At 69.6% G+C, this 21,515-nt stretch carries 28 protein-coding genes and 1 tRNA gene; 20 read left to right on the top strand and 9 right to left on the bottom strand.

Features of this window, described 5'->3' with window-relative positions:
* Positions 1–129: 129 nt before the first annotated feature.
* From M5362_RS22305 to M5362_RS22315, 3 genes are all read left to right on the top strand, one after another.
* Complete coding sequence (locus M5362_RS22305; RefSeq protein ID WP_260229458.1) at positions 130–1,050, top strand: DUF4365 domain-containing protein; 921 nt, start codon at positions 130–132, stop codon at positions 1,048–1,050.
* Between the two features lie 139 nt (positions 1,051–1,189).
* Positions 1,190–1,633, top strand: a complete 444-nt coding sequence (locus M5362_RS22310) for a winged helix-turn-helix domain-containing protein (RefSeq protein WP_260229460.1) — start codon at positions 1,190–1,192, stop codon at positions 1,631–1,633.
* A gap of 17 nt (positions 1,634–1,650) precedes the next feature.
* Positions 1,651–2,214, top strand: a complete 564-nt coding sequence (locus M5362_RS22315) for an HD domain-containing protein (RefSeq protein ID WP_260229461.1) — start codon at positions 1,651–1,653, stop codon at positions 2,212–2,214.
* On the opposite strand, the gene M5362_RS22320 is transcribed toward M5362_RS22315, so the two are convergent.
* On the bottom strand, positions 2,202–2,675 hold the full coding sequence (locus M5362_RS22320) for an NUDIX domain-containing protein (protein WP_260229462.1): 474 nt from the start codon (positions 2,673–2,675) through the stop codon (positions 2,202–2,204). The two genes, M5362_RS22315 and M5362_RS22320, sit on opposite strands and share 13 nt — an antisense overlap.
* Positions 2,672–3,442, bottom strand: coding sequence for an XRE family transcriptional regulator (locus M5362_RS22325; RefSeq protein WP_260229463.1), 771 nt, complete (start codon positions 3,440–3,442; stop codon positions 2,672–2,674). The genes M5362_RS22320 and M5362_RS22325 overlap by 4 nt, the downstream gene beginning before the upstream one ends.
* A gap of 651 nt (positions 3,443–4,093) precedes the next feature.
* Between M5362_RS22325 and M5362_RS22330 the strand changes: the two genes are divergently transcribed.
* Together M5362_RS22330 and M5362_RS22335 are read left to right on the top strand one after the other, a co-directional pair.
* Complete coding sequence (locus tag M5362_RS22330) at positions 4,094–4,360, top strand: DUF6284 family protein (protein WP_260229464.1); 267 nt, start codon at positions 4,094–4,096, stop codon at positions 4,358–4,360.
* The gene (locus M5362_RS22335; RefSeq protein ID WP_260229465.1) at positions 4,357–5,217 is read left to right on the top strand and encodes a protein spdB; all 861 of its coding nucleotides are present in this window, start codon (positions 4,357–4,359) and stop codon (positions 5,215–5,217) included. Before M5362_RS22330 ends, M5362_RS22335 begins: the two co-directional genes overlap by 4 nt.
* Before the next feature lie 7 nt (positions 5,218–5,224).
* On the opposite strand, the gene M5362_RS22340 is transcribed toward M5362_RS22335, so the two are convergent.
* Positions 5,225–5,386: a hypothetical protein gene (locus M5362_RS22340; RefSeq protein ID WP_260229466.1), complete on the bottom strand. Its 162-nt coding sequence runs from the start codon at positions 5,384–5,386 to the stop codon at positions 5,225–5,227.
* Positions 5,387–5,425: 39 nt separating this feature from the next.
* Between M5362_RS22340 and M5362_RS22345 the strand changes: the two genes are divergently transcribed.
* From M5362_RS22345 to M5362_RS22400, 12 genes are all read left to right on the top strand, one after another.
* On the top strand, positions 5,426–5,806 hold the full coding sequence (locus M5362_RS22345; protein ID WP_260229468.1) for a DUF6251 family protein: 381 nt from the start codon (positions 5,426–5,428) through the stop codon (positions 5,804–5,806).
* A 2-nt stretch (positions 5,807–5,808) separates the two neighbouring features.
* Positions 5,809–6,000, top strand: a complete 192-nt coding sequence (locus tag M5362_RS22350) for a hypothetical protein (protein ID WP_260229559.1) — start codon at positions 5,809–5,811, stop codon at positions 5,998–6,000.
* A gap of 75 nt (positions 6,001–6,075) precedes the next feature.
* Positions 6,076–6,237: a hypothetical protein gene (locus M5362_RS22355; RefSeq protein WP_260229469.1), complete on the top strand. Its 162-nt coding sequence runs from the start codon at positions 6,076–6,078 to the stop codon at positions 6,235–6,237.
* A gap of 41 nt (positions 6,238–6,278) precedes the next feature.
* Positions 6,279–6,710, top strand: a complete 432-nt coding sequence (locus M5362_RS22360) for an NUDIX hydrolase (RefSeq protein WP_260229470.1) — start codon at positions 6,279–6,281, stop codon at positions 6,708–6,710.
* A complete protein-coding gene (locus tag M5362_RS22365; RefSeq protein WP_260229471.1) occupies positions 6,700–6,876 on the top strand; it encodes a DUF6257 family protein in 177 nt (58 codons plus the stop codon). The genes M5362_RS22360 and M5362_RS22365 overlap by 11 nt, the downstream gene beginning before the upstream one ends.
* Before the next feature lie 89 nt (positions 6,877–6,965).
* Positions 6,966–9,041, top strand: a complete 2,076-nt coding sequence (locus tag M5362_RS22370) for a cell division protein FtsK (RefSeq protein ID WP_260229472.1) — start codon at positions 6,966–6,968, stop codon at positions 9,039–9,041.
* Positions 9,042–9,189: 148 nt separating this feature from the next.
* Positions 9,190–9,435 carry a hypothetical protein gene (locus M5362_RS22375; protein ID WP_260229473.1) on the top strand — a complete coding sequence of 82 codons (246 nt, stop codon included), beginning with the start codon at positions 9,190–9,192 and terminating at the stop codon, positions 9,433–9,435.
* A gap of 163 nt (positions 9,436–9,598) precedes the next feature.
* On the top strand, positions 9,599–9,787 hold the full coding sequence (locus M5362_RS22380; RefSeq protein WP_260229474.1) for a hypothetical protein: 189 nt from the start codon (positions 9,599–9,601) through the stop codon (positions 9,785–9,787).
* Between the two features lie 88 nt (positions 9,788–9,875).
* Entirely contained in the window at positions 9,876–10,748 is an 873-nt protein-coding gene (locus M5362_RS22385) for a DNA primase (protein WP_260229476.1), read from the top strand.
* Between the two features lie 3 nt (positions 10,749–10,751).
* Complete coding sequence (locus tag M5362_RS22390) at positions 10,752–12,230, top strand: ATP-binding protein (RefSeq protein ID WP_260229477.1); 1,479 nt, start codon at positions 10,752–10,754, stop codon at positions 12,228–12,230.
* A 497-nt stretch (positions 12,231–12,727) separates the two neighbouring features.
* A complete protein-coding gene (locus tag M5362_RS22395; RefSeq protein ID WP_260229478.1) occupies positions 12,728–12,934 on the top strand; it encodes an AlpA family transcriptional regulator in 207 nt (68 codons plus the stop codon).
* On the top strand, positions 12,931–14,316 hold the full coding sequence (locus tag M5362_RS22400) for a tyrosine-type recombinase/integrase (RefSeq protein ID WP_260229479.1): 1,386 nt from the start codon (positions 12,931–12,933) through the stop codon (positions 14,314–14,316). Before M5362_RS22395 ends, M5362_RS22400 begins: the two co-directional genes overlap by 4 nt.
* A gap of 179 nt (positions 14,317–14,495) precedes the next feature.
* Here the strand turns inward: M5362_RS22400 and M5362_RS22405 are convergent.
* Positions 14,496–14,577 (bottom strand) — tRNA-Tyr (locus M5362_RS22405).
* 182 nt (positions 14,578–14,759) lie between these two features.
* Here M5362_RS22405 and M5362_RS22410 point away from each other — a divergent pair.
* The 3 genes from M5362_RS22410 (at position 14,760) to M5362_RS22420 (ending at position 16,464) form a co-directional block, all read left to right on the top strand.
* A complete protein-coding gene (locus tag M5362_RS22410; RefSeq protein WP_260229481.1) occupies positions 14,760–15,251 on the top strand; it encodes a YajQ family cyclic di-GMP-binding protein in 492 nt (163 codons plus the stop codon).
* A gap of 92 nt (positions 15,252–15,343) precedes the next feature.
* Positions 15,344–15,838: a methylated-DNA--[protein]-cysteine S-methyltransferase gene (locus M5362_RS22415; RefSeq protein ID WP_260229482.1), complete on the top strand. Its 495-nt coding sequence runs from the start codon at positions 15,344–15,346 to the stop codon at positions 15,836–15,838.
* A complete protein-coding gene (locus M5362_RS22420; protein ID WP_260229483.1) occupies positions 15,838–16,464 on the top strand; it encodes an alpha-ketoglutarate-dependent dioxygenase AlkB in 627 nt (208 codons plus the stop codon). Before M5362_RS22415 ends, M5362_RS22420 begins: the two co-directional genes overlap by 1 nt.
* A gap of 18 nt (positions 16,465–16,482) precedes the next feature.
* Here the strand turns inward: M5362_RS22420 and M5362_RS22425 are convergent, their stop codons facing one another.
* The 5 genes from M5362_RS22425 to M5362_RS22445 form a co-directional block, all read right to left on the bottom strand.
* A complete protein-coding gene (locus M5362_RS22425; protein ID WP_260229484.1) occupies positions 16,483–16,752 on the bottom strand; it encodes a GlsB/YeaQ/YmgE family stress response membrane protein in 270 nt (89 codons plus the stop codon).
* Between the two features lie 214 nt (positions 16,753–16,966).
* Positions 16,967–17,374, bottom strand: a complete 408-nt coding sequence (locus M5362_RS22430) for a YccF domain-containing protein (protein ID WP_260229485.1) — start codon at positions 17,372–17,374, stop codon at positions 16,967–16,969.
* Positions 17,371–18,234 carry a zinc metalloprotease HtpX gene (htpX, locus tag M5362_RS22435; protein WP_260229486.1) on the bottom strand — a complete coding sequence of 288 codons (864 nt, stop codon included), beginning with the start codon at positions 18,232–18,234 and terminating at the stop codon, positions 17,371–17,373. The genes M5362_RS22430 and htpX overlap by 4 nt, the downstream gene beginning before the upstream one ends.
* Positions 18,235–18,458: 224 nt before the next feature.
* Positions 18,459–19,958 carry an NADH-quinone oxidoreductase subunit N gene (locus M5362_RS22440; RefSeq protein WP_260229487.1) on the bottom strand — a complete coding sequence of 500 codons (1,500 nt, stop codon included), beginning with the start codon at positions 19,956–19,958 and terminating at the stop codon, positions 18,459–18,461.
* Positions 19,955–21,508 (bottom strand): NuoM family protein, encoded by a 1,554-nt coding sequence (locus tag M5362_RS22445; RefSeq protein WP_260229560.1) that lies wholly within the window; start codon positions 21,506–21,508, stop codon positions 19,955–19,957. Before M5362_RS22445 ends, M5362_RS22440 begins: the two co-directional genes overlap by 4 nt.
* Positions 21,509–21,515: the final 7 nt, after the last annotated feature.

The following is a 21,515-nucleotide window of genomic DNA, read 5'->3' on the forward strand; positions in this document are numbered from 1 at the left end:
CAGCCGCCAGCATAGCCACGCCGAGTGCTACTTGCGTCCTCAGCAGGGAAGTAGCTTGGCGCAGCCCGCCGGCCGCATTGCCGAACACCGCGATCGCGGCTCGGACGACGGACCTGGGGAGGGGCAACTATGCAGGTAAGACCCACACAGAAAGTCGAACGCCTCGGCGTTTCTTGGATCGAGCACATTGTCAATGGTGAACTAGGGTGGCTTTTTCGAGAACAAGCAACTGCCGATTTCGGGATCGATGCGCAGATCGAGATCGTCGACGCTGAAACTTTCGAAGCCACGGGACGACTGATAGGCGTCCAGATCAAGTCCGGCCTGAGCTACTTCGGGAAACCCGCAGAGGATGGCTGGTGGTTCGGCTGTAGCACCGACCACACCTCGTATTGGCTTGGGCATTCACTCCCCGTCGTCGTAATGCTCTATCACCCCGAGGAGAAAACTGCCTACTGGCAGCACGTAAACCGGCAGACTGTGCATTCCACGGGGAAGGGTGCGAAGATCCACATCCCTCGCAGCCACAGACTCGCCAGCACCTCCACGGAAGCTCTTCGTCCGCTCGCACTCTCGGTTTCCGAGGCGCCCGCCATCGAGGACTGGACAGCTTCGCCTCCGGAAGGTCTCGCACAGCGGGATGCCTATTTCAGGCACCTAGTATCCGCCCGCCTGTGCGCCAAAATCCCTGGCGCGCACGTAGAGGCAGAACAGTTCGATCGCCTCTGGGACATGAATTTGTGGGTGCACGACAATTCCATGGATCCCGGAAGTGAGCTGGGCGTACATCTCGCTCTTCCCCAGTCGCCAGCCGCTGTGGAAAACATCCAGTCCCAGTACAGAGGAAGTATATTTCCGCTCGTAATCTTTTACACAGGAACCCAGGATCTCGACAGTCGAGACCGGAATGCCAACACCGACAATCGGGTCGCTCCGATATTTTTGGTCGAATGGCGAGGCAGTGCCGCCGGAAAGTCACTGGACGTCGCAGTCGCCGAGGCGCTGGACTGGGCAGGTCGGTTTGAAGCATTTGGTAAGCCGGAGAAGTAGCTCTGCCCCGCAGGTTTCCGCGAACTGCCTCGCACCATCTGGTGCGAGGTCGCCGCTTTTGATCCCGCCCCTTAGTTCCCACTCCGGTCGGCAGATGGCAGTCTTCGCACCGTAGTCGACAGTCACCGAGGGAGACACCGTGTCCCACCAGGCCAGCCCGCGCGGAACCTACCTGGTCGTCGCCGAGGCACTTCGCCAGCACCTTCAGGGAAGCGCGACTGGCTCTGCGCTGCCTTCGGAAGCCGAACTCATGCTCACCCACAAGGTCTCCCGCAACACGATCCGCCGCGCGCTCAAGACGCTCGAAGCCGACGGAATGGTCGAACCGGTTCCCGGGGTCGGCTGGCGCATGGCTGGCGCCAGGGAGCAGCGGTCGCTCCTCGAACTCCTGACTGCCGTGATTAGCGAAGACTCACTGGCCGTCGGCGACACCTTTCCCTCTGAGGCCACGCTCTGCCAGCGCTTCCACACCTCTCGCACTGCCGTCCGGCGTGCGCTCGCACAGATGGAGGGCATGGGTCTGCTCGACACCGTTCACGGCAGGGGACGCACCGTGCGCGCTCTCCCGGCTTCCCCGGCCTAGCCGTAGCCTTTGCCCCCATGGGGCTTACTGAGTGGGCGTACTCGCTCTCCGAATCGATGTTGTCCGAGCCATTGCCGCGCCGCTGGGCGCATTCCCTCGGAGTGGCCGGGCGGGCTCGCTCCCTGAGCCCGATCCTCGGCGGGGATGCCGAGCTGCTGGAGGCAGCCGCGGTACTCCACGATGTCGGCTACTCCCCCTCGATCGCCACAACCGGCTTCCACCCGCTCGACGGGGCACGGTTCCTCCGCGATCAGGAGGGCGCCGACGAGCGAGTCGTCCGCCTCGTGGCGCACCACTCCTGCGCGCTCCTGGAGGCCGAGGAACGAGGGCTCCGGCGTGAGTTGGAGACGGAGTTCGAGTTGGAGCGGCCCGAGTTGGTCGACGCGCTCATCGTGGCGGACATGACGACGACGCCGACGGGCGAGCACACGACGCCGGCGGCCCGCCTGGACGAGATCGTGCAGCGGTACGGCCCGGACACGATCGTCGGTCGCTTCATTCAGCGGGCTGCGCCGGAGATCTACGCTGCCAACGAGAGAGTGGAAGGCCGAATGGCCGCCGCCGGCGCTCAGCCGATGTAGGGCTCGGTCCGAGACTCGTCCAGGCCGTGCCGGATACGCAGCCGCATGGACGGATGGATGTCTAGGTCTTCGAGGTCCGCTGGGTCCACCCAGCGGACCTCTTTCGATTCACTGCTCGTACGGACGGATCCTCCGACGGGGTGGGCCAGGAAGCAGATTGAGAACTGCTGCCGCACCTCGCCGTCGTCGTACGCGAGCACGTGCTCCGGGTCGGTGTAGAGCCCCACCATGCCGTCCACCTCGACCCGGATCCCCGTCTCCTCTTCGACCTCGCGCACGGCCGTGTCGGCGATCCGCTCGCCGATGTCGTGGCCGCCTCCCGGAAGCGCCCACAGATCGTTGTCGGTCTTGTGGATGAGCAGGAGCCTCCCGGCGTCATCTCGCACGACGACCGTGACCGAGGGCACGACAGAGTTGGCTTTCGGGGCCCGGGGGTCGCGGAAGTAGTCGATCCGGCTCATGTGTCTGCCCCTCCCAGGTCCGTGGGCGAGCAGATTGGCCGGGCGCTCTCCCAGACCCGCTCGACGCTCTCAGCGTAGGCGTCAAACAGCTCACCGCCAGGCACGCGCTGAATGTGCAGGACCGGAGCCATGTACGCGCCCACGCCGTACAGGTGGCCATTGGCAAGCATCTCGTCGTCGGCCCTGTAGATGGAGTTGTAGAGCGTGGTGGAGTGGAGTCGGAACTCGACGCCGGGGAGCCCGAACAACGGCCCGTAGTTGACCAAGGCGTTGCGAATCTTGCTCGCCATCGCGCCGCCGATGCCTTCATCCGCTCCACGGACGGCGACGGCAGCGGAGTCCGGGTCACCGAGCATGAAGCGGACCGGGACGCCGGCCGCCGACTTCTCCTTGACCACCTGGTGGAAGGACGCGTCCTCGGTTAGCCAGAACCCCGAATACACGAGGACGTCGAACTGCCGCGTCGCCCCCGCGTACAGCTGCGGCCAGAGCCGGTTCGGCACGACGGAGCGGTGCGGGTACAGCTTGACCAGCTCCGCGCCGCCCGCTTCGGCGACCTCGGCAGACGTCCGCTCTTCCGGCCACAGGTACGACATCTCCCGCTGGAGGAGTGAGGCCGTTGCGTACTTAAAGCGACGGTACGGCTGGCGCCTGGGCTCATTGATCCAGCGCTCCACCGTCTTGGCTGCGACCCCGAGTCGCTCGGCGACCTGATCGAGAGTCATGCCGCTCTCGATGATGGCGCCGCGCAACCGCTCATTGGCCATGTCGTGCTCTCCCCCGACGGGACGACTTGGGACGACTTTCACCGTAGCGAGTCGTCTCGGAGCCGTACATCTACGGAGTCCAGCGTCTGCCCTGATCCGGCCACGCTAGAGGCATCAAGCGGAGCGGACTCGCGAACTCCCGAAGAACCAAGGGACTTGACGATGCGAATCCCGCTCCGCATGATGAGGAACAGGTAGTACATGTACCTCATCGGCTGGGTGCCGGTGAGAAGTGCTGCCCACGAGTAGAGGGCGGGGACGCTGCAATCCCGCTAAAGGCCAGGTGGAACAGGGCTTCGGCCCGTACTGGCGAGGTGGCCCGGTGACCGCGAGCAACGGCCGGAGTGTGGGGACACAGGTCCCCCTTGCAGTGCTTGTTCTCGTCCTGCCTACCCGAGGAGGTCTCGATGTCCCGACGAAGTACCCGGGCGCCGTTCGTGCTGGACCGGCACGCCGGCCTCGCCCCCCGCGTCCTCTGACCTCCGCAGCCCATCCGCTGCGGCCGGTTGCCTCTTCCGCCCGTCCGGCCCGCTGGTCGTACGGGCGGGGTGGAGGGGAGCCGGAGATTCCTGGTTCTAACGGCGTGAGCCCCCGGAGCGGTAACTCCGGGGGCTCGGTTCGGGCCGCTCTCTTGGAAGGGAACACGACCCAATGAAGTTCATCGCTGCACTTCAGGCCGTTGTTACGGCCGTCCCGTTCGACGGTGAGCCGTCGGATGCGGAGCTGGACGCGATCGAGAGCGAGATGCCGCTGATCCTGGCGGAGGTCGACCTGCTCGACGCGCAGATCATGACCCTCGACCGTCCGGCCAACGTGCTGGACGAGCGGCGGATCCGCCGGGCCCGCAACCGGGTCATGGCCGAGCGACGCGACCTGACCAACCGCACCAGCGACGTGATGCCGGGGGGTGCGGCATGAAGGCCAAGACCGTACTGCCGGCCGTCGCGATGACGGCGGTGTCGATGGTGCTGACCCTGGCGGTCGTCGTGATGTGGCTGGGCACGGCGATGCCGTGGCCCATCGCCCTGGTCGTCGGTCTCGGGATCGACGGCGGATGGCTGGCCACCCTCGCCTACGAACGACGCCTCGCCGCACAGGGCGACCGGTCGACCGGCGTCACCATCGTCGGCTGGTGCTTCGGCCTGATCGCGACCGGCGTCCTGGTCGCCCACGCGCTCACCGCCGAGGAGTCCACCGGCGCCTGGCTGGCCGTCGCCTGGCTGCCCATCGCCGCGAAGGCCCTCTGGCTGGTGCACGGGCTATGGGAGCAGACCGCACTCACACCCGGCGCTCTCGGAGCGATCCGCGGTATCCAGCAGGAGGCCCGGGACGAAGCGGCCGTGGCCCGCGCCCGGCTGCGGGCAGAGGCCGCCACCGAGGAGACGCGGCTGACGGCCGTGACGCAGGCCGGCGCCCGCGTCGCACGCGTCCAGGCCAAGACGGCACAGACGCTCTCACGGGCGTGGTCGACGCTGGAGACGGCCCGGGACGGCGAGGACACCGGACGGGCGCTGACCAGCGTGACGACCCGCGTCACACCCGGCGTCACACCCACCTGGGACCTGCCGGTCTGGGGCCCCACCGAGCCCGTGGCGCTCGCCCTGGACGCGGCGCCCGCGCTCACCGACGACGCGCTTGACGCGCTCGTCGACCAGATCCGCCACAGCGAGACCCCGGCACTGTCCTACCGGGAGATGGCCACCCGCTTCCGCGCGGCTGGCCACTCCGCGTCCGAGGTCCGGCTGCGGGCCGCGTGGAAGCGCGTGGCCGCCTGACCGGCACCTACACCAGTTCCAGCACGGCCCCGAAGAACTGTGCCACTCGGGATTTCACGCGGTGCCAGCGGCCGCAGTACCGCTTCGGGCGCCACCACCTCGGCTGCTCAATCAGCTTCTGGCACCAGCGGCACGGCAGCGGGTCCAGCTCGATCTCAATCGCCCCCATGGCCGCGACTCTATCGGCCCTCCTGACCTGGGAGAACCCGTGAGCAACCTTCCCGAGCCCGCACCCGTGGTGCGGCTCCCGGACGGCACCTACGCCTACGCCGACCACCTGCCCGCCATCCACCAGCCGACCGCTGCCCCTCAGGTCGTTCATCAGCACATTCACCAAGCGCCGCCGGACCGCACGGTTCAGCGCATCGCGCTCGGCTCCGGCATCGGCGCCGGCACGGTCGCCGCCGGGGTCTACTTCGGCCCCCTGCTCGTCGGCGCGCTCACCGCCATCGCCGCGAACCTCGCCCTGCTCGCGTTCCTCGCCGTCGCCCTGTCCTGGGGCGTCGTCACCGTCGTCAAGAGCGTCGGCGGGGCGGACGGCAAGGCCGCCGGGAAGGCGGTCCGCAGGGCCCGCCGGAACGGGCGGTGACGATGTTCAACGCCGGAGACAAGGTGCTCATCCTCGCTTGTGACGACGACCCCCGCGCCAAGGGCCGGACGGGCCGGATCGTCGATGAGGTCCCGCCGGGGCCGCTCACCGCCGGCCGGTGGACGGTTGCCGGGATCAGCCTCCTGATCGCCCCGGTCCTGTGCCACAGCCACGAGCTGCGGAAGACCGGCTGACGGCTGCCCGATCCGCCCGACCTGCTCGGGCGGTGAGGGGAGCCGGACAGACCGGCCCGGAAGGGACCCACCGCTGTGGACAGCACCCAGTACCGCGCCCGCGCCGAACAGCTCCTGACCAGCAAGCACCACCTCGACCTCAGCCCGGCGATCGTCGAGCAGGCCGCCGTGTGGGCGCAGCTCGCCACCGCGGCCGCGATCGTCGAGGCCGCTGAGCTGAACGACGAAGCCAAGTGATGGCGCCTCCGGCGTCCCCAACCCAGCGAAGGACACAGAACATGACCGAGACGATCGAGACCATTCGCTACACCGCCGATGTCGTCGTCACCACGACCGACGGATACGTCCTGCTGATCGAGCGCGGCTGGGACCCCTTCAAGGGCCAGTGGGCGCTGCCCGGTGGCCACGTCGACCCCGGCGAGACGAGCCGCGCCGCCGCCGCCCGTGAGCTCGCCGAAGAGGCCGGCGTGCACGCGACGTCGGAGGAGCTGACCCAAGTCGGCGTGTTCGACGAACCCAACCGTGACCCGCGCGGCCGGTACGTCACCGTCGTCTACCACCTGACCGTCATCCCCGGAACGATCGTCGAGGCCGGCGACGACGCGACCCGCGCCGAGTGGTGGCCCCTGGGCGACCTGCCCCAGCTCGCGTTCGACCACGCCGCGATCCTCCGCTCGTGCGTGACTCAGGCGGTGCGCGATGGCGAGTGACCCGAAGCTGACGGCCGGTGAGACCGCGCAGGTCGCCTGGTACGTCGCTCGTATGGCCAAGCGCTCGATCGCCGGAGAGACGGTCTATCAGGGCGACTTGGAGCGCAAGGTCGAGCGGGTCATCGACAAGGCCCGCAAGCGCGAAGAGAACGCCAAGCGCAAGTAGCTGTGCCTTGGGGCGGCCGACAGCCGCCAAGCATCCCGACCGCCCCGGGCCCAACCCACCACCCTTTCGAGCAGCAGGGGAAGACCAGCATGACTGACGACACCATGGCCGCTCACCTGCGGCCCGTGCCCGACATAGACGAGGACGATACGCCCGCGGCGCCTGTGCCGGTGGACAACCCGGCGCTTCCCGAGCCGAAGGTGACCATCGAGAAGCGCAAGCCGATCCTCGCCGGATGGCTGACCAACCGGCGTGACTTCCTCGCCACCGCCCGCCACGCGGGCGCCAACGCCGGATACGCGGCCCTGTTCCACGGGGCCCGACTGCCGGTGTACGCCGGGCGTCTGGCGCTGATGTCACCGCGGGGAGCGTGCCGGTTCATCGCGTCCACCAACCGGTGGGTGTGGGACCGCGAGGCCGCGCCCCTGCGGGACTACGCGGTGCGCACCGAGGACGTCGAGGAGTACATGCGCCTGGCGAAGCTGCGGGCCGGACGCATCCGGCTGCGCGGCCTGGTGACGCTGGTCGCGGCCGTGTTCGGGGTCGGATTTGCCCTCTGGCTCTACGTCATCGCCCCCGCCTTCCTGTACGCGTTCGCCGCCGGCGGTGTGCTGCTCCTCGGCTTCGCCGGTCAGCAGCCCGACGCCCCGGTCGTCGGACCGGCGGTGCTCAAGACCGAGATCCAGAAGCTCACCGGGTCCATCGTGCTCCGGGGCCTGGACTCGATCGGCAACGCGAAGATCTCCGCCGCCATCAAGAAGGGCGGCGACATGAACGGCCTCCGGTTCGTCTCGGAGATCGTGCGGGACGGGCCCGGATACCGGGCCGACCTCGACCTTCCCTACGGAGTGACGCCCGAGGACATCATGGAGGCCCGCAAGCCCCTCGCCTCCGGCCTGCGACGCAAGACCGGCTGTGTCTGGCCCTCCCCGGACCCCGAGCAGCACGAAGGACGACTCGTGCTGTGGGTCGGGGACAAGCCCATGAACGAGACCACCAAACCGGCCTGGCCGCTGCTGAAGACGGGCACGGTCGACCTGTTCAAGCCCGTCGTGTTCGGCAACGACCAGCGGATGCGGGACGTGACGGTGACCCTGATGTTCGCCGCGATCGTCGTCGGCTCCATCCCCCGCATGGGCAAGACGTTCCTCATGCGGCTGCTCCTCCTGATCGCCGCCCTGGACCCGCGGGCCGAGCTCCACGCTTTCGACTTCAAGGGCACCGGTGACTTCGGCGCCCTGGAGCCGGTCTGCCACCGCTACCGCGCCGGCGAGGAGGACGAGGACATCGAATACGTCGTCGCCGCCCTGCGCGAGCTGAAGGAGGAGCTGCGCAGGCGGGCGAAGGTCATCAAGTCCCTTCCCCGCTCCCGCTGCCCGGAGTCGAAGGTCACCCCGGCCCTGGCGAACGACAAGTCGCTCGGGCTGCACCCGATCGTGGTCGGATTCGACGAGTGCCAGGTGCCCTTCGAGCACGAGGAGTACGGCAAGGAGATCGAGGCCATCTGCACCGACCTCGTCAAGCGCGGTCCCGCGCTCGGGATCGTCGGCATGTTCGGCACCCAGCGCCCGGACGCCAAGTCCCTGCCGACCGGCATCTCCGCGAACGCCGTGCTGCGGTTCTGTCTGAAGGTCATGGGCCAGCCCGCCAACGACATGGTGCTCGGCACGTCGATGTACAAGTCCGGGTACCGGGCAACGATGTTCTCCCGCTCCGACCGGGGCATCTGCTGGATGGCCGGCGAGGGCGACGACCCCCGCATCGTCGCCTCAGCGTTCGTCGACGCCGTCGCCGCCGAGCAGGTCGTAGGCCGTGCCCGGCAGGCACGCGCGGAGTACGGCAACGTCACCGGCCACGCCATCGGCAAGGGCCCCGACAAGACCGCCGGCAGCGACATCCTCGCCGATGTCCGCGATGTCATCGCGGAGGGCGAGAAGGCCGTGTGGTGCGAGCGGATCGCCGCCCGCCTCGCCGAGCTCCGGCCCGAGACCTACGCGGGATGGAAGGGCGAGAACGTCACCGCCGCCCTCAAGCCCTGGGGCATCAAGCCCGGCCAGGCCTGGGGCACCACCGACGACGGCAAGGGCGCCAACCGACGCGGCATCGACCGCGCCGACATCACCGCCGCCATCACGCGCCGTAACGCCGACAGGGCCGCCGCCTGACCCAGCACCACTGCTAGACCTAGCACCCGCGCCCGCTAGGTCTAGCAGCCCCGCTAGCAACCAATCCGGGCCCTGACCTGTGCACTAGCGTCTAGCGGCCCATCTGCGAAAACCCTGGAATCCGCCCCTTCAGAGGGAGTGACCACCCATGCTCGCCGCTAGCACCCTGCTCCTGCTCGCCACCCTCGCCGGTTACACACTGTTGTGCGCCGCCTCGCCGTTCGGCACCTGCCGCACATGCCAGGGCCTCGGCTACAAGCTCAAGGTCGACCGCAAGGGCCACCCCAAGCGGGCCAAGCCCTGCCGTCGCTGCAAGGGCCAGGGCAAGCGCCTGCGCCTCGGCCGCCGCCTCGCCAATTACAGCCGCGTCGTCCACCAGGCCGGCGCCCGCTGAGTGGGGACATGAAGCGGCCGACGGTGCCCGTCATCAGACGTACCCCGCTCCGATGGTGGAGCTAGGCGGGCGCAACCGTCGGCCAAACCCCTGAGCTTGCCAGCACCCCGGGGCCCCCGCAGCCTACCCACCCGCCCCACCCAGTGATCAAGGGAGTTTCGGCATGGCCATCACGGTCTCGCTCGTCGCCCTGTTCGGGCTCGTCCTGTTCTTCCTCCTGCGCTCCCACAGCACCACTCCCGGCGCCGCGTTCACCGCCGCAGGGTTCGGGTTCTTCCTCGCCTCCACCGGCGCGGCGGAGCCCATCAACCAGCTCACCACGGCCGTCGTCCAGGCCATCCCCAACCTCTAGCAACAACAAGGGCGGCCCACGTCTCGCCAAAGCCTTGGGCCGCCCTGCTCCCCAGTCCGCTCACACAGACCTTTGGAGGTCTCCCAGCATGACCCATCCGACCCTCATCCGGCGAGAGCACGGCCACCGGCCGGCCCTCCTGGACCTGTCCCTCTCCCTTGCGACTGCCGGTGTGCCGGTACTGCCCCTGCGGGCAGGGAAGGGGCCGTTCGGCAACTGCCCCTCCTGCGCCAACAACGCGTGCGGCGGCCGGCCGAACATGAAAGCCGCGGGGCACTGCACCTGCCCTCGCCCGTGCCACGGGTGGGCCGCCGCCACGACCGACCCTCGCGTCCTTTCCTCTCCGGCCTGGACGGTCGCGTGGAGCCGGGCCGAGACGGTCGCCTACCACCCCGGCGGCGCCGGGGTGACGGTGGTCGACCTGGACGACGCCGACGCCATCGGCTGGGCCCGCGAGAACCTGCCGCCGACCCGCACCGTCCCGACGACGCGGGGCGAGCACTGGATCTACGGGGGCGCAATGCACTCCGCCAACAGCGTCCGACCCGGTGTCGACATCAAGTCGTCCATGTCCTACGCCCGCTGGCTCGGCCCCGGAACTGGCACCATGGCCGACCTCCCCGCCGCCGTTCGCGCCCTGGTCGTCAAGGCGCCCGCCATCGTCCGGCCCGTGCGATGCACCGTGTCCGCTCCGGCCGGTGGCGGGACGTGCCCCCACCGCTCGCCCGTCTACCTCGAGCGGGGCATCGCCATGGCCGAGCAGCGCATCACCGAGGCCCGCAGCCAGGTCCACACCACTGTCTACCGGACGTTCCTCGCGGTGCTCTCCGCCCACGGCCGGTGCGGCTGCCTCACCGAGACGCACATCGACCGCCTGTTCACCGCCGCGCAGACCAAGGGCGAAACGGCCCGGCACTGCACCGACGCGTGGGCCAACGCCCGCACCGCACTGGGGCTGTGAATGATGGCTGAGGAGGAGAAGACCCCGGCCCGCGAGATCATCACCGACTACGCGCAGGCCAACTTCCGGTACTTCCGCACCGCCGACGGCACCGTGTATGCCCAGAAGAACGGCCACCCCGTGGCCCGTCCCATCCGCTCCCAGGGAACGACGGGGAGCCACCGCCAGGAACTCATGGTCGGCCTGTTCAAAGACGGCTGCGGCGTATTCAACGGCACTGCACTCAAGGAGGCGTTGGATTTGATCGAGGCACTCGCGCTGACCGAGACCGTGCAGCCCGTCCACATCCGCGTCGCGCCCGGGTTCGACGGCGCGACCTGGCTCGACCTGGGCCGCAACGACGGCAAGTCCGTCCGCATCCACCCCACCGGCTGGGACATCACCACCCCAGACCCCCAGGAAGTCTGCTGGCGACGCACCCAGCTCACCGGGGAACTGCCCCTGCCGGCCAAGGACACCAACGGCAAAGGCATCGACCTCCTGCTCCGGTTGTGCAACTTCGCCGGCGCCGAGACCGAGTGCCTGGCCATCGCCTGGCTGATCGGATGCCTCGAACCCTCCGTGCCCGTCCCCGCACCGTTCCTCACCGGCCCCCAGGGCGCAGGCAAGTCCACCGGCGGACGGATGCTCGTGCGGATCATCGAGGGGATGAGCGGCGACCTTCGCCGCGCCCCGAAGGACGAGGAGAACCTGATCGCCGCCGTGGCCGCCGGATGGGTCACCGCCCTGGACAACCTCTCCCACATGACCCCGGACCTGTCCGACGCCATGTGCTGCATCGTCACCGGCGCCGAGAACGTCAAGCGCGCCCTGTTCACCGACGGCGACGTCGTCCGCTCCCGCTACCGCCGCCCCCTACTGCTCACCGGCATCGACGTCGGCGTCATCCGCCCCGACCTCGCCGAACGACTCCTGCCCCTCCGCTTGGAGCGCCCGCGGGTGCGGCGGACCGAAGCGGAACTGTGGGCGGAGTACGAAGAGGCCCTGCCCGTCATCCTCGGCTCGCTCCTCGACCTCACCGTCAAGGTCCGCGCCGCCCAGGCCGACATCCCGACCGACCTGCGGATGGCCGACTTCGCGCACCTGTGCGCGCAGCTCGACGCCGCCACCGGCCTGGGGGCACTCGCCGCCTACCGGGCAAGCCTCGACGACCTCAACGACGACGTCATCGAGGGCGACCTCCTCGCCCAGACCGTCCTCAAGCACGCGGCCGGCCTCGACCCGGGCGCGGAAGTCAGGATGACGTCGGCCGAGTGGCTGCACTGCCTCACCCAGATCTACACCGGAGAGGACTTCCGCCCCCTCCCCAAGGGTTGGCCCACCACGGGCAAGGTCCTCTCCGACCGGCTCAAGCGGCTCCAACCGACGCTCGCCGCGCGAGACGTCCTCATCGACTGGGGCCGCACCAACACCGCCCGCTACATCGAGATGACCCGCCCGCTCACCGCGCCGGCGCCCGAGCGGCAGAAGCCGATGTTCTAACCGGGGCGCCGCGACCGCTCGCGCACAAGCAAGAGGAGCACGCCACGCCCGGGCCAGGGGTGCTCCTCTTGCTGTTCGGCGGCTTGCCGCCTGAAGGACGTGCCGCATCGCGGCTCCTTCATCACGTTCTGAGGCGCGCAGAACCACAGACACCCCCACCCTCTTTTCCTAAGAGAAGAGACCCTGCGTCACGTGCGTCACGACAGCCCCGCATACGGCCCGTGGCCTGCGGCTATGGCGGTGACGCAGGCGCCAATCTCTGCGTCACCCCGCGTCACCTGCGTCACCCATGACGGAGACCAGCGTCACCGGTGACGCACCCCGAGGCCCGCTGTGTCACCGAAACCCGCAGGTCAGACGACCGAGTGACGCACGTGTCGCAGTGACGCAGAAATCCGCACCTAGGACAGACGCCGACCACCGGGCCCCCAAGCCCGGCCCGTCCCGGCAGCCCACGCACTCAACTGACTCCGAACTCTCCATTTCGAGGAGACCTGATGTCTCGTATCGCCCGCCGACGTCAGCCCGCCGACGAGCTGCTGCCCCTGACCGACGTCCTCACCGAGATCGGCATCACCCGAGCTACCTGGTACCGCTGGCGCAACCGCGGCTACGGCCCCGAGGTGAAGCGCCTTCCCAACGGGCACCTGCGGATCCGCCGCAGCGCGCTCGACGCCTTCCTGAACGAACTGGAGACTGCGTGACCGAGTGGAGCTACACCGTACGGATCTGGAGCATTCGCAAGCGGCCGTACCGCAAGCCGTACCAGCTCCGCTGGCAAGTCGGTACGAAGCCGTTCTCCGAGTCCTTCCTGACGCTCGGGCTCGCCGAGAGCCGGCGGGCGCAGTTCATCACCGCGACGCGTGAGGGTGAACCCTGGGACGTCGAAAGCGGCCTGCCCAAGTCGATGGTCCAGAAGGCCAAGGACATCTCCTGGTACCAGCACGCCAGGAACTACGTGGAGATGAAGTGGGACCACTCCCCCGCCTCCACTCGCCGGAACCTGGCGGAGGCCATGGCCACCGTGACGCTGGCGCTGGTGAAGGACACGAAGGGGATGCCCGACCACAAGGCCGTGCGCCGCGCGCTCTACACCTGGGGCTTCAACGTGAACCGCTGGAAGGAGGAGACGCCGGAGGACATCGCCGGCCTGCTCGCCTGGGTGGAGCGGAAGTCCGTCCCGACGTCCAGCCTGGCCGACCGGCTGCGCGTGCGACGGGCCCTGGACGCCTGCGCCCGTCGGCTGGACGGCAAGACGTCGTCAGGGGCGGTCATCGCCCGGAAGCGGGCCATCTTCCACCAGGCGCTCGGCCTCGCCGTGGACGCCGAGCTCCTGGCCGAGAACCCCATGACGGCGATCAAGTGGAAGGCGCCCGAGAAGGTCGAGGAGGAGGTGGACCCACAAGCCGTCCCGGATCCCCAGCAGGCCGCCGCGCTCCTGGCCGCCGTCCGGAAGCAGGGCGCCCGCGGGCGGCACTTGGAGGCGTTCTTCGGATGCATCTACTACGCCGGCGCCCGTCCCGGTGAGCTGGTCGGCGTCCGGCTCCAGGACTTCGAGCTGCCCCGGCGCGGTTGGGGACTCGTCCGGCTCCGTGAGAGCCGGGCCCGCTCAGGCAGCTCCTGGACGGACACCGGCGAGGCCCACGACCGGCGCGGCCTGAAGCACCGGACGCGGAAGGCCGTCCGGCACGTGCCGATCCCGCCCGAGCTGGTCTCGATGCTCCGATGGCACGTCACGGTGTACGGCACGCACGCGGACGGCCGACTGTTCCGCACCGCCCGGGGCGGGATGGTGCAGGAGAGCGGCTACGGGGAGGTCTGGGCGGGCGCCCGCGCGGATGCTCTCAGCCCCTCCGAACAGGAATCCAAGCTGGCCAAACGGCCCTATGACCTTCGTCACGCGGCTGTCTCCACCTGGCTCAGCTCCGGCGTGGAGCCGCAGCTCGTCGCCCAGCGGGCCGGCCACTCCGTCGCCGTGCTCTTCCGGGTGTACGCGAAGTTCCTGAAGGGCGGCGACGAGGCCGCGAACGCGAAGATCTCCGCTCGGCTGAACCAGCACCGCGCCGGCGCACCGCCCGCGCCATAAGACGCCCGTCCGGCGGTGGCCGCAGGTAGGGGCCAGGGATCCCGTCCGCATCTCGTCCAGACGTCCTGGTAGACCCCGGGATCCGGCGGGATACAGCGAGACAGTCATGCCTTGCGAGCGGGCACAGCAGAACGGCCCCTGATCAACGTTTCCGCTGATCAGGGGCCGTTCTTATCGCGTGGCGGCGCCAGGATTCGAACCTGGGTAGGCTAAGCCGACGGATTTACAGTCCGCTCCCATTGGCCACTCGGGCACACCGCCATGGGATGTCGCTGCCTGGAGCCGCTTTTCGGCGGTGCTCCGTGGCAACGACGTAAACGATACCTGATCCCCCGGGGTACTTCGCCACCGGATTGATCAGCGGTTCGGGCACGATCGGATGACTAGGCTTGGCGCCGTACGCCCACGCAACCGCATCGCATTCGAGCAAGGAGCCACACGTCATGGCCGACTCCAGTTTCGACATCGTCTCCAAGGTCGAGCGGCAGGAGGTCGACAACGCCCTCAACCAGGCCGTGAAGGAGATCTCCCAGCGCTACGACTTCAAGGGAACCAACGCCTCGATCTCCTGGTCGGGCGAGAAGATCCTGATGCAGGCCAGCGGCGAGGAGCGCGTCATGGCGATCCTCGACATCTTCCAGACCAAGCTGATCAAGCGCGGGATCTCGCTGAAGTCGCTCGACGTCGAGGGTGAGCCGCAGCTGTCCGGCAAGGAGTACAAGCTCTTCGCCTCGGTCGTCGAGGGCATCTCCCAGGAGAACGCCAAGAAGGTCTCGAAGGCCATCCGCGACGAGGGCCCCAAGGGCGTCAAGGCCCAGGTCCAGGGCGACGAACTGCGGGTCAGCTCGAAGAGCCGGGACGACCTGCAGGCCGTGCAGGCGCTGCTCAAGGGCAAGGACTTCGACTTCGCGATCCAGTTCGTGAACTACCGCTAGTCCACACCAGCTGCATGTCCGAAAACCGCCAGCCCCGGGGTGGGCAGCCCTCGCACACTGGACGGGAAGTGAGCGCGAGGAGAGGAACCGCCATGACCGTGTACGCGTACGCCGACGGGCCCGTGGGCCGGATGCTGCTCGTCGGGCGGGGCGGCGAGGACGGCGGGCGGACCGCGCTGGTCTCGCTGTCGCTGCCCGAGCAGAAGGGCGCTGCCGCCGTCGAGGACGGCTGGCGGCACGCGCCCGAGGCCTTCGAGGAGATCGGCGGGCAGCTCGACGAGTACTTCGCCGGGCGCCGGGAGCGGTTCGACATCCCGTTCGCACAGGGCGGTACGGAGTTCCAGCGGCGCGTCTGGCAGGCCCTGGAGGAGATCCCCTACGGCGCCACCGTGTCGTACGGGGACATCGCCCGTAAGGTCGGCTCCTCCGGGGCCGGGGTGCGGGCCGTCGGCACCGCGATCGGGCGCAATCCGCTGCTCGTGGTGCGGCCCTGCCACCGCGTCGTCGGCGCGGACGGAAGTCTGCGCGGCTACGCGGCCGGCCTGGAGCGCAAGGAGCGGCTGCTCGGCCTGGAGCGGGCGGTGTGATGGACGCGCTCTTCCCCCGCGAGCGGGCGGAGATCGCCCCCGGCGCCGTGCACGTCCCCGGGTGGCTCTCCGCCGACCGGCAGCGGGAGTTGGTGGCCGCCTGCCGGGAGTGGGGGCGCGGACCCGTCCCGTACCGGCACACCGTGCTGCCGGGCGGCGGGGTGATGTCGGTGCAGTCGCTCTGTCTGGGGCGGCGCTGGGTCCCGTACCGGTACCTGGACACTCTCGGGGCCGAGCTGCCCGGCTGGCTGGGCGAGTTGGGGCGGGCCGCCGTCGTCGAGGCCTACGGGGAGGACGGCGGCTACGCCCCCGACACCGCTCTCGTGAACTTCTACGACGCGGGCGCCGGCGCGAAGATGGGGCTGCACCAGGACAAGGAGGAGCGGTCCGGGGCGCCGGTGGTGTCGCTGAGCCTCGGTGACCGTTGCGTGTTCCGGTTCGGGAACACCGAGACCCGGGGGAAGCCCTACACGGACGTGGAGTTGGCGTCCGGGGATCTCTTCGTCTTCGGCGGGCCTTCGCGCTTCGCGTACCACGGGGTGCCCAAGGTCCTTCCCGGCACGGCCGATCCGGAACTCGGGCTGACGGGCCGCCTGAACATCACGCTCCGGGAGACGGGTCTCTAGGCCCTCTCACGAGACGCCTCAGCGCGAGCGGGAGTGGCCGAAGAGGATCCGGTATCCGATCAGCAGCACCAGCGCTCCGCCGACGGCCGAGAGCCAGGTCGCCGTGTCGTAGAAGCCGGTGGTGACCGGGCGGGCCAGGAAGGTCGCCGAGAGCCATCCGCCGACGAAGGCACCGGCGATGCCGATGACGGTCGTGCCGATGACCCCGCCCGGGTCGCGGCCGGGGAGCAGGACCTTGGCTATGACGCCCGCGATGAGGCCCAGGACGATCCAGCTGATGACGTTCATGCCGAGAAGGACGCGAGGGCGCCGGGCGCGGTTGCGGCCGCCCGCAGCGTGGGGTGCATGACATAGGGCCCGCCCGCAGCCCTTCGGTGCGTGACACAGGGCCCGCCCGCTGGGGCGGAGCCCTCCGACGCTCATCGCGAGGGCCGTGCCGGGCGCGTCGCGGGCCCTCGGGGCCCATGGCGTCCCCGGGGCGGGCCCGCCGCCTGCCGGGGGCCTAGCGGGCCGTGGGGCCGTATGTGGCGAAGGCCTCGTCCGTGCGGACGATCTCCTTGCCCAGCGGCAGCAGCGACACCGGGATCAGCTTGAAGTTCGCGATGCCCAGGGGGATGCCGATGATCGTGATGCAGAGGACGATGCCGGTGGTGATGTGGCCGAGCGCGAGCCACCAGCCCGCGAGGATCAGCCACAGCACGTTGCCCACGCAGGACGGGGCGCCCGCGTCGTGGCGGTCCACGACGGTGTAGCCGAAGGGCCAGAGGGCGTAGATCCCGATCCGGAACGCGGCCAGTCCGAAGGGGATGCCGATGATCGTGATGCACAGCAGGATGCCCGCGAGCATGTAGCCGAGGAACATCCACAAGCCGCACAGGATGAGCCAGATGACGTTCAGGATTGTGTTCACGGGCGGCGACCTGCCATCTGTTCGAGTCGGGCGATGCGCTCCGCCATCGGCGGGTGCGTCGAGAACATCTTCGAAACGCCTTTCCCCCCTCCGAAGGGGTTCGCAATCATCATGTGGCTCGCCGTCTCGATCCTCGGCTCGGGCGGCAGGGGGAGCTGCTTCGTGCCGGCGTCGAGCTTGCGCAGGGCGCTGGCCAGGGCCAAGGGGTCGCCCGTGAGCTGGGCGCCCGAGACGTCCGCCTGGTACTCCCGTGAGCGGCTGATCGCGAGTCGGATGACGGAGGCGGCGACCGGGCCGAGAATCATGATCAGGAGCATGCCGAGCAGGCCGGGGCCGTCGTCGTCGCTGGAGCGGCCGACCGGGATCAGCCAGGCGAAGTTGACCAGGAACATGATCACGGAGGCGAGCGCGCCCGCGACCGATGAGATCAGGATGTCGCGGTTGTAGACGTGGCTCAACTCGTGGCCGATGACTCCCCGCAGTTCGCGCTCGTCGAGGATGGCGAGGATGCCCTCGGTGCAGCAGACGGCGGCGTTGCGCGGGTTCCGGCCGGTGGCGAAGGCGTTCGGCGCCTGGGTGGGCGAGATGTAGAGCCGTGGCATCGGCTGGCGGGCCTGCGTGGAGAGCTCGCGCACCATCTTGTAGAGCGCGGGGGCCTCGAACTCGCTCACCGGACGCGCGCGCATCGCCCGCAGGGCCAGCTTGTCGCTGTTCCAGTAGGCGTACGCGTTGGTGGCGAGCGCCACGAAGACCGCGACGATCAGCCCTGTGCGTCCGAAGAAGCTGCCGATGACGATGATGAGGGCTGAGAGCCCTCCGAGGAGTACGGCGGTCCTCAGCCCGTTGTGCCCGCGGTGCACGGTACGCCCTCCAAGTGGTGCGGCAGGGGAACCCTTTGCTCGGTGGTGGTCCGACTCGTCCAGTGGACCCTCCCGTACTGGTCAACGCCAGGCGGGATGCGCGGGTTCCCCTGTGCTCACAGGGGGCGCTGTGAGCCGTACGGGTGATCCGTACGGCGGTCTCCTCGGCGAACCTCGCCCGGGGGCCCGTGGCGATCGCCAGGCCGTGCGGGCGGGCCGCGGGGTCAGAAGAGCGTGGTGGCCGCGAAGCGCAGCGCGAACTGCGGGTAGCCCGACAGCACGACGCCCACGACGGCCGCCAGCGCGATCGCGAGGGTGATCGCGGCCGGCACGCGCGCGTGGGCCCGCTCGCCGACGGGCGCGCGGAACAGCAGCGCGGTCCACCGTAGGTAGTAGTAGAGGCCGATCACGACGTTCACGCCCATGACGACCGCCAGCCAGCCGAGGCCGGCGTCGACCGCCGCCGAGAAGACGGTGACCTTGGCGAAGAGGCCGATGATGCCGGGGGGCAGACCGGCCAGGTTGAGCAGGAAGAAGCCCATGGTGAGGGCGAGCAGCGGGCTGGCCGCGTAGAGACCGCGGTAGTCGGCAATCCGGTTCTCCGGGTGCGTGCGCGCGACCAGGGCGGCGACCGCGAAGGCGCCGAGGTTCACGACGGCGTACATCAGGGCGTACGCGACGGTGGCGCCGATCTGGTCGTCGCTGGAGTACGCGGCGGCGGCGATCGGGACCAGGAGGTAGCCGGCCTGGGCCACGGAGGACCAGGCGAGCAGCCGGATCGCGCTCCACGCGCGCGTGGAGACCTGCCGCAGGGCGCCCACGTTGCCGATGGTCATGGTCAGCGCGGCGAGCACGGCGAGCGCCGGACCCCAGACGTCCGCGTACGAGGGGAACGCGACGACCGTGACCAGGATGAGGCCGGTGAAGCCGACGGCCTTGCCGACGACGGAGAGGTAGCCGGCGACGGGCAGCGGGGCGCCGACGTAGGTGTCGGGGACCCAGAAGTGGAAGGGGACCGCGGCGGTCTTGAAGGCGAAACCGACCAGGGTGAGGGCGACGCCCGCCTGGGCGACGGTCTGCAGCTGGGCGGGGACGTCGTCGAGGCGCTGGGCCACCTCGGTGAGGTGGAGGGTGCCGGTCGCCCCGTAGACGAAGCTGACGCCGAGCAGGGTGACGGCGGTCGCGGTGACCGAGGAGAGGAAGAACTTCAGCGCCGCCTCGCTGGAGCGCCGGTCGCCGCGGCGCAGGCCGACGAGCGCGAAGGCGGGCAGCGAGGCCACTTCGAGGGCGACGACGAGGGTCGCCAGGTCCCGGGAGGCGGGCAGCAGGGCCGCGCCGGCCGCCGAGGAGAGCAGCAGGAACCAGTACTCGCCCGCGGGGAGCTTCTCCCGGGTGTCGGCGAGGGACAGCAGGGCGGTGAGGAGCGCCCCGCCGAGCACCAGGAACTGGATGACCAGCGTGAACCGGTCGACGGTGTAGCTGCACGCGGCGGTCGCGGCCGGTTCGGTGGTCAGGCAGAAGGTCGAGCGGTCACCGGCGCGCAGCGGGATCAGCAGCGCCATCGAGGCGGCGAGCCCGCCGATCGCGGTCCAGCCGAGGAGCTGCTTGTGCCGCGCGGGCACGAAGAGGTCCGCGACGAGCACGACGAGCGCGACCACGGCGGTGAGGGTGGGCGGCGCGATCGCGAGCCAGTCGACGGACTGGACGAGGGTCGTGGGGGTCACGAGTTTCCTCCCGCGAGGAGCTGCTGCACGGCCGGGTCGGTGAGGCCGAGGAGAACCGCGGGCCACAGTCCGGCGAGGACGGTGAGGGCGACGAGCGGGGTCCAGGCGGCGAACTCGTACCCCTGGACGTCGGCGATCGCGGCCTCCCCGCTCGGGCGGGGGCCGCCCATGCAGACCCGGCGGACGACGACGAGGAGGTACGCGGCCGTGAGGAGCGTGCCGAACGCGCCGACGGCCATGAAGGTGAGGAAGGCGGGACGGCTGAGGCCCGGGGCCGGTTCGAAGGCGGCGAACAGGGCCAGCATCTCGCCCCAGAAGCCGGCCAGGCCGGGCAGTCCGAGGGAGGCGACGGCGGCGAAGGCGAGCAGTCCGCCCAGGCGGGGGGCCCGGCCGTAGAGGGCGGCGCCGGTGGCACCGGCGAGGGTGTCGAGGTCGGCGGTGCCGTACCGGTCCTTGAGCGCGCCGACGAGGAAGAAGAGCAGACCGGTGATGAGGCCGTGGGCGATGTTGGCGAAGAGCGCGCCGTTGACGCCGGTGGGGGTCATGGTCGCGATGCCGAGGAGGACGAAGCCCATGTGGCCGACGGAGGAGTACGCGATCAGGCGCTTGAGGTCGCCGTTGGTGCCGGGCCGTGTGAGGGCGAGGCAGGCGAGGGATCCGTAGACGATGCCGACGACGGCGAACGCGGCGAGGTAGGGGGCGAAGGTCCGCATGCCGTCGGGGGTGATCGGCAGGAGGATCCGGACGAACCCGTACGTTCCCATCTTCAGCATGACGCCGGCGAGGAGGACGGAGCCGACGGTGGGGGCGGCGGTGTGGGCGTCCGGCAGCCAGCTGTGCAGCGGCCACATCGGGGTCTTCACCGCGAGCCCGATCCCGATCCCGAGAACGGCGATGACCTGCACTGATGTGCTCAGTCCACGGCCGTTGTCAGTGGCGAGTGCCACCATGTCGAACGTGCCCGCCTTCAGACCGACGAGGAGCAGGCCGAGCAGCATGACGACCGAGCCGAGCAGGGTGAAGAGGATGAACTTCCAGGCGGCGGCCTGCCTGCCTCCGCCGCCCCAGCGGGCGATGAGGAAGTACATCGGGACGAGGACCATCTCGAAGGCCAGGAAGAACAGGATCAGGTCGAGGACGGCGAAGGTCGCGAGGGTGCCGGACTCGAGGACGAGGAACAGTGCCACGAAGCCCTTGGGGGAAGGGCCGCTCGGCATCTTGAAGTAGCTGTAGAGCGCGCAGAGGAAGGTCAGCAGCGCGGTCATGACCAGGAGGGGGAGGGAAATGCCGTCGACGCCGATGTGGAGGCGCACGTCGAGTGCGGGGATCCACGTGATGTCCGTGCTCGCCTGCATCTTCGACGGCTGGTCGTGGTCGAAGCCGAGCGCGAGGACGATCGCGGCGACGAGGACCACGCCCGTGACGATCACGCCGTGGCGGAGCACGGCCTGGTCCGGGGAGCTCCCCTTGAGCCCGGGCGGGGCGGGGAGCAGAGCGGCGACGGCACCGACGAGCGGTCCGGCGACGATCAACGCGAGAAGGAACTGCATCACGGAT

Origin of the sequence: Streptomyces sp. Je 1-79, assembly GCF_025195125.1 — a bacterium.
GTDB lineage: Bacteria > Actinomycetota > Actinomycetes > Streptomycetales > Streptomycetaceae > Streptomyces.

Bases quoted from the DNA above. Each gene is read 5' to 3' on its own strand.
- M5362_RS22305 (WP_260229458.1), top strand. From the start codon at position 130: ATGCAGGTAAGACCCACACAGAAAGTCGAACGCCTCGGCGTTTCTTGG.
- M5362_RS22315 (WP_260229461.1), top strand. From the start codon at position 1,651: ATGGGGCTTACTGAGTGGGCGTACTCGCTCTCCGAATCGATGTTGTCC.
- M5362_RS22320 (WP_260229462.1), bottom strand. From the start codon at position 2,675: ATGAGCCGGATCGACTACTTCCGCGACCCCCGGGCCCCGAAAGCCAAC.
- M5362_RS22325 (WP_260229463.1), bottom strand. From the start codon at position 3,442: ATGGCCAATGAGCGGTTGCGCGGCGCCATCATCGAGAGCGGCATGACT.
- M5362_RS22330 (WP_260229464.1), top strand. From the start codon at position 4,094: ATGAAGTTCATCGCTGCACTTCAGGCCGTTGTTACGGCCGTCCCGTTC.
- M5362_RS22335 (WP_260229465.1), top strand. From the start codon at position 4,357: ATGAAGGCCAAGACCGTACTGCCGGCCGTCGCGATGACGGCGGTGTCG.
- M5362_RS22340 (WP_260229466.1), bottom strand. From the start codon at position 5,386: ATGGGGGCGATTGAGATCGAGCTGGACCCGCTGCCGTGCCGCTGGTGC.
- M5362_RS22350 (WP_260229559.1), top strand. From the start codon at position 5,809: ATGTTCAACGCCGGAGACAAGGTGCTCATCCTCGCTTGTGACGACGAC.
- M5362_RS22360 (WP_260229470.1), top strand. From the start codon at position 6,279: ATGACCGAGACGATCGAGACCATTCGCTACACCGCCGATGTCGTCGTC.
- M5362_RS22365 (WP_260229471.1), top strand. From the start codon at position 6,700: ATGGCGAGTGACCCGAAGCTGACGGCCGGTGAGACCGCGCAGGTCGCC.
- M5362_RS22370 (WP_260229472.1), top strand. From the start codon at position 6,966: ATGACTGACGACACCATGGCCGCTCACCTGCGGCCCGTGCCCGACATA.
- M5362_RS22375 (WP_260229473.1), top strand. From the start codon at position 9,190: ATGCTCGCCGCTAGCACCCTGCTCCTGCTCGCCACCCTCGCCGGTTAC.
- M5362_RS22380 (WP_260229474.1), top strand. From the start codon at position 9,599: ATGGCCATCACGGTCTCGCTCGTCGCCCTGTTCGGGCTCGTCCTGTTC.
- M5362_RS22385 (WP_260229476.1), top strand. From the start codon at position 9,876: ATGACCCATCCGACCCTCATCCGGCGAGAGCACGGCCACCGGCCGGCC.
- M5362_RS22390 (WP_260229477.1), top strand. From the start codon at position 10,752: ATGGCTGAGGAGGAGAAGACCCCGGCCCGCGAGATCATCACCGACTAC.
- M5362_RS22395 (WP_260229478.1), top strand. From the start codon at position 12,728: ATGTCTCGTATCGCCCGCCGACGTCAGCCCGCCGACGAGCTGCTGCCC.
- M5362_RS22410 (WP_260229481.1), top strand. From the start codon at position 14,760: ATGGCCGACTCCAGTTTCGACATCGTCTCCAAGGTCGAGCGGCAGGAG.
- M5362_RS22415 (WP_260229482.1), top strand. From the start codon at position 15,344: ATGACCGTGTACGCGTACGCCGACGGGCCCGTGGGCCGGATGCTGCTC.
- M5362_RS22420 (WP_260229483.1), top strand. From the start codon at position 15,838: ATGGACGCGCTCTTCCCCCGCGAGCGGGCGGAGATCGCCCCCGGCGCC.
- M5362_RS22425 (WP_260229484.1), bottom strand. From the start codon at position 16,752: ATGAACGTCATCAGCTGGATCGTCCTGGGCCTCATCGCGGGCGTCATA.
- M5362_RS22445 (WP_260229560.1), bottom strand. From the start codon at position 21,508: ATGCAGTTCCTTCTCGCGTTGATCGTCGCCGGACCGCTCGTCGGTGCC.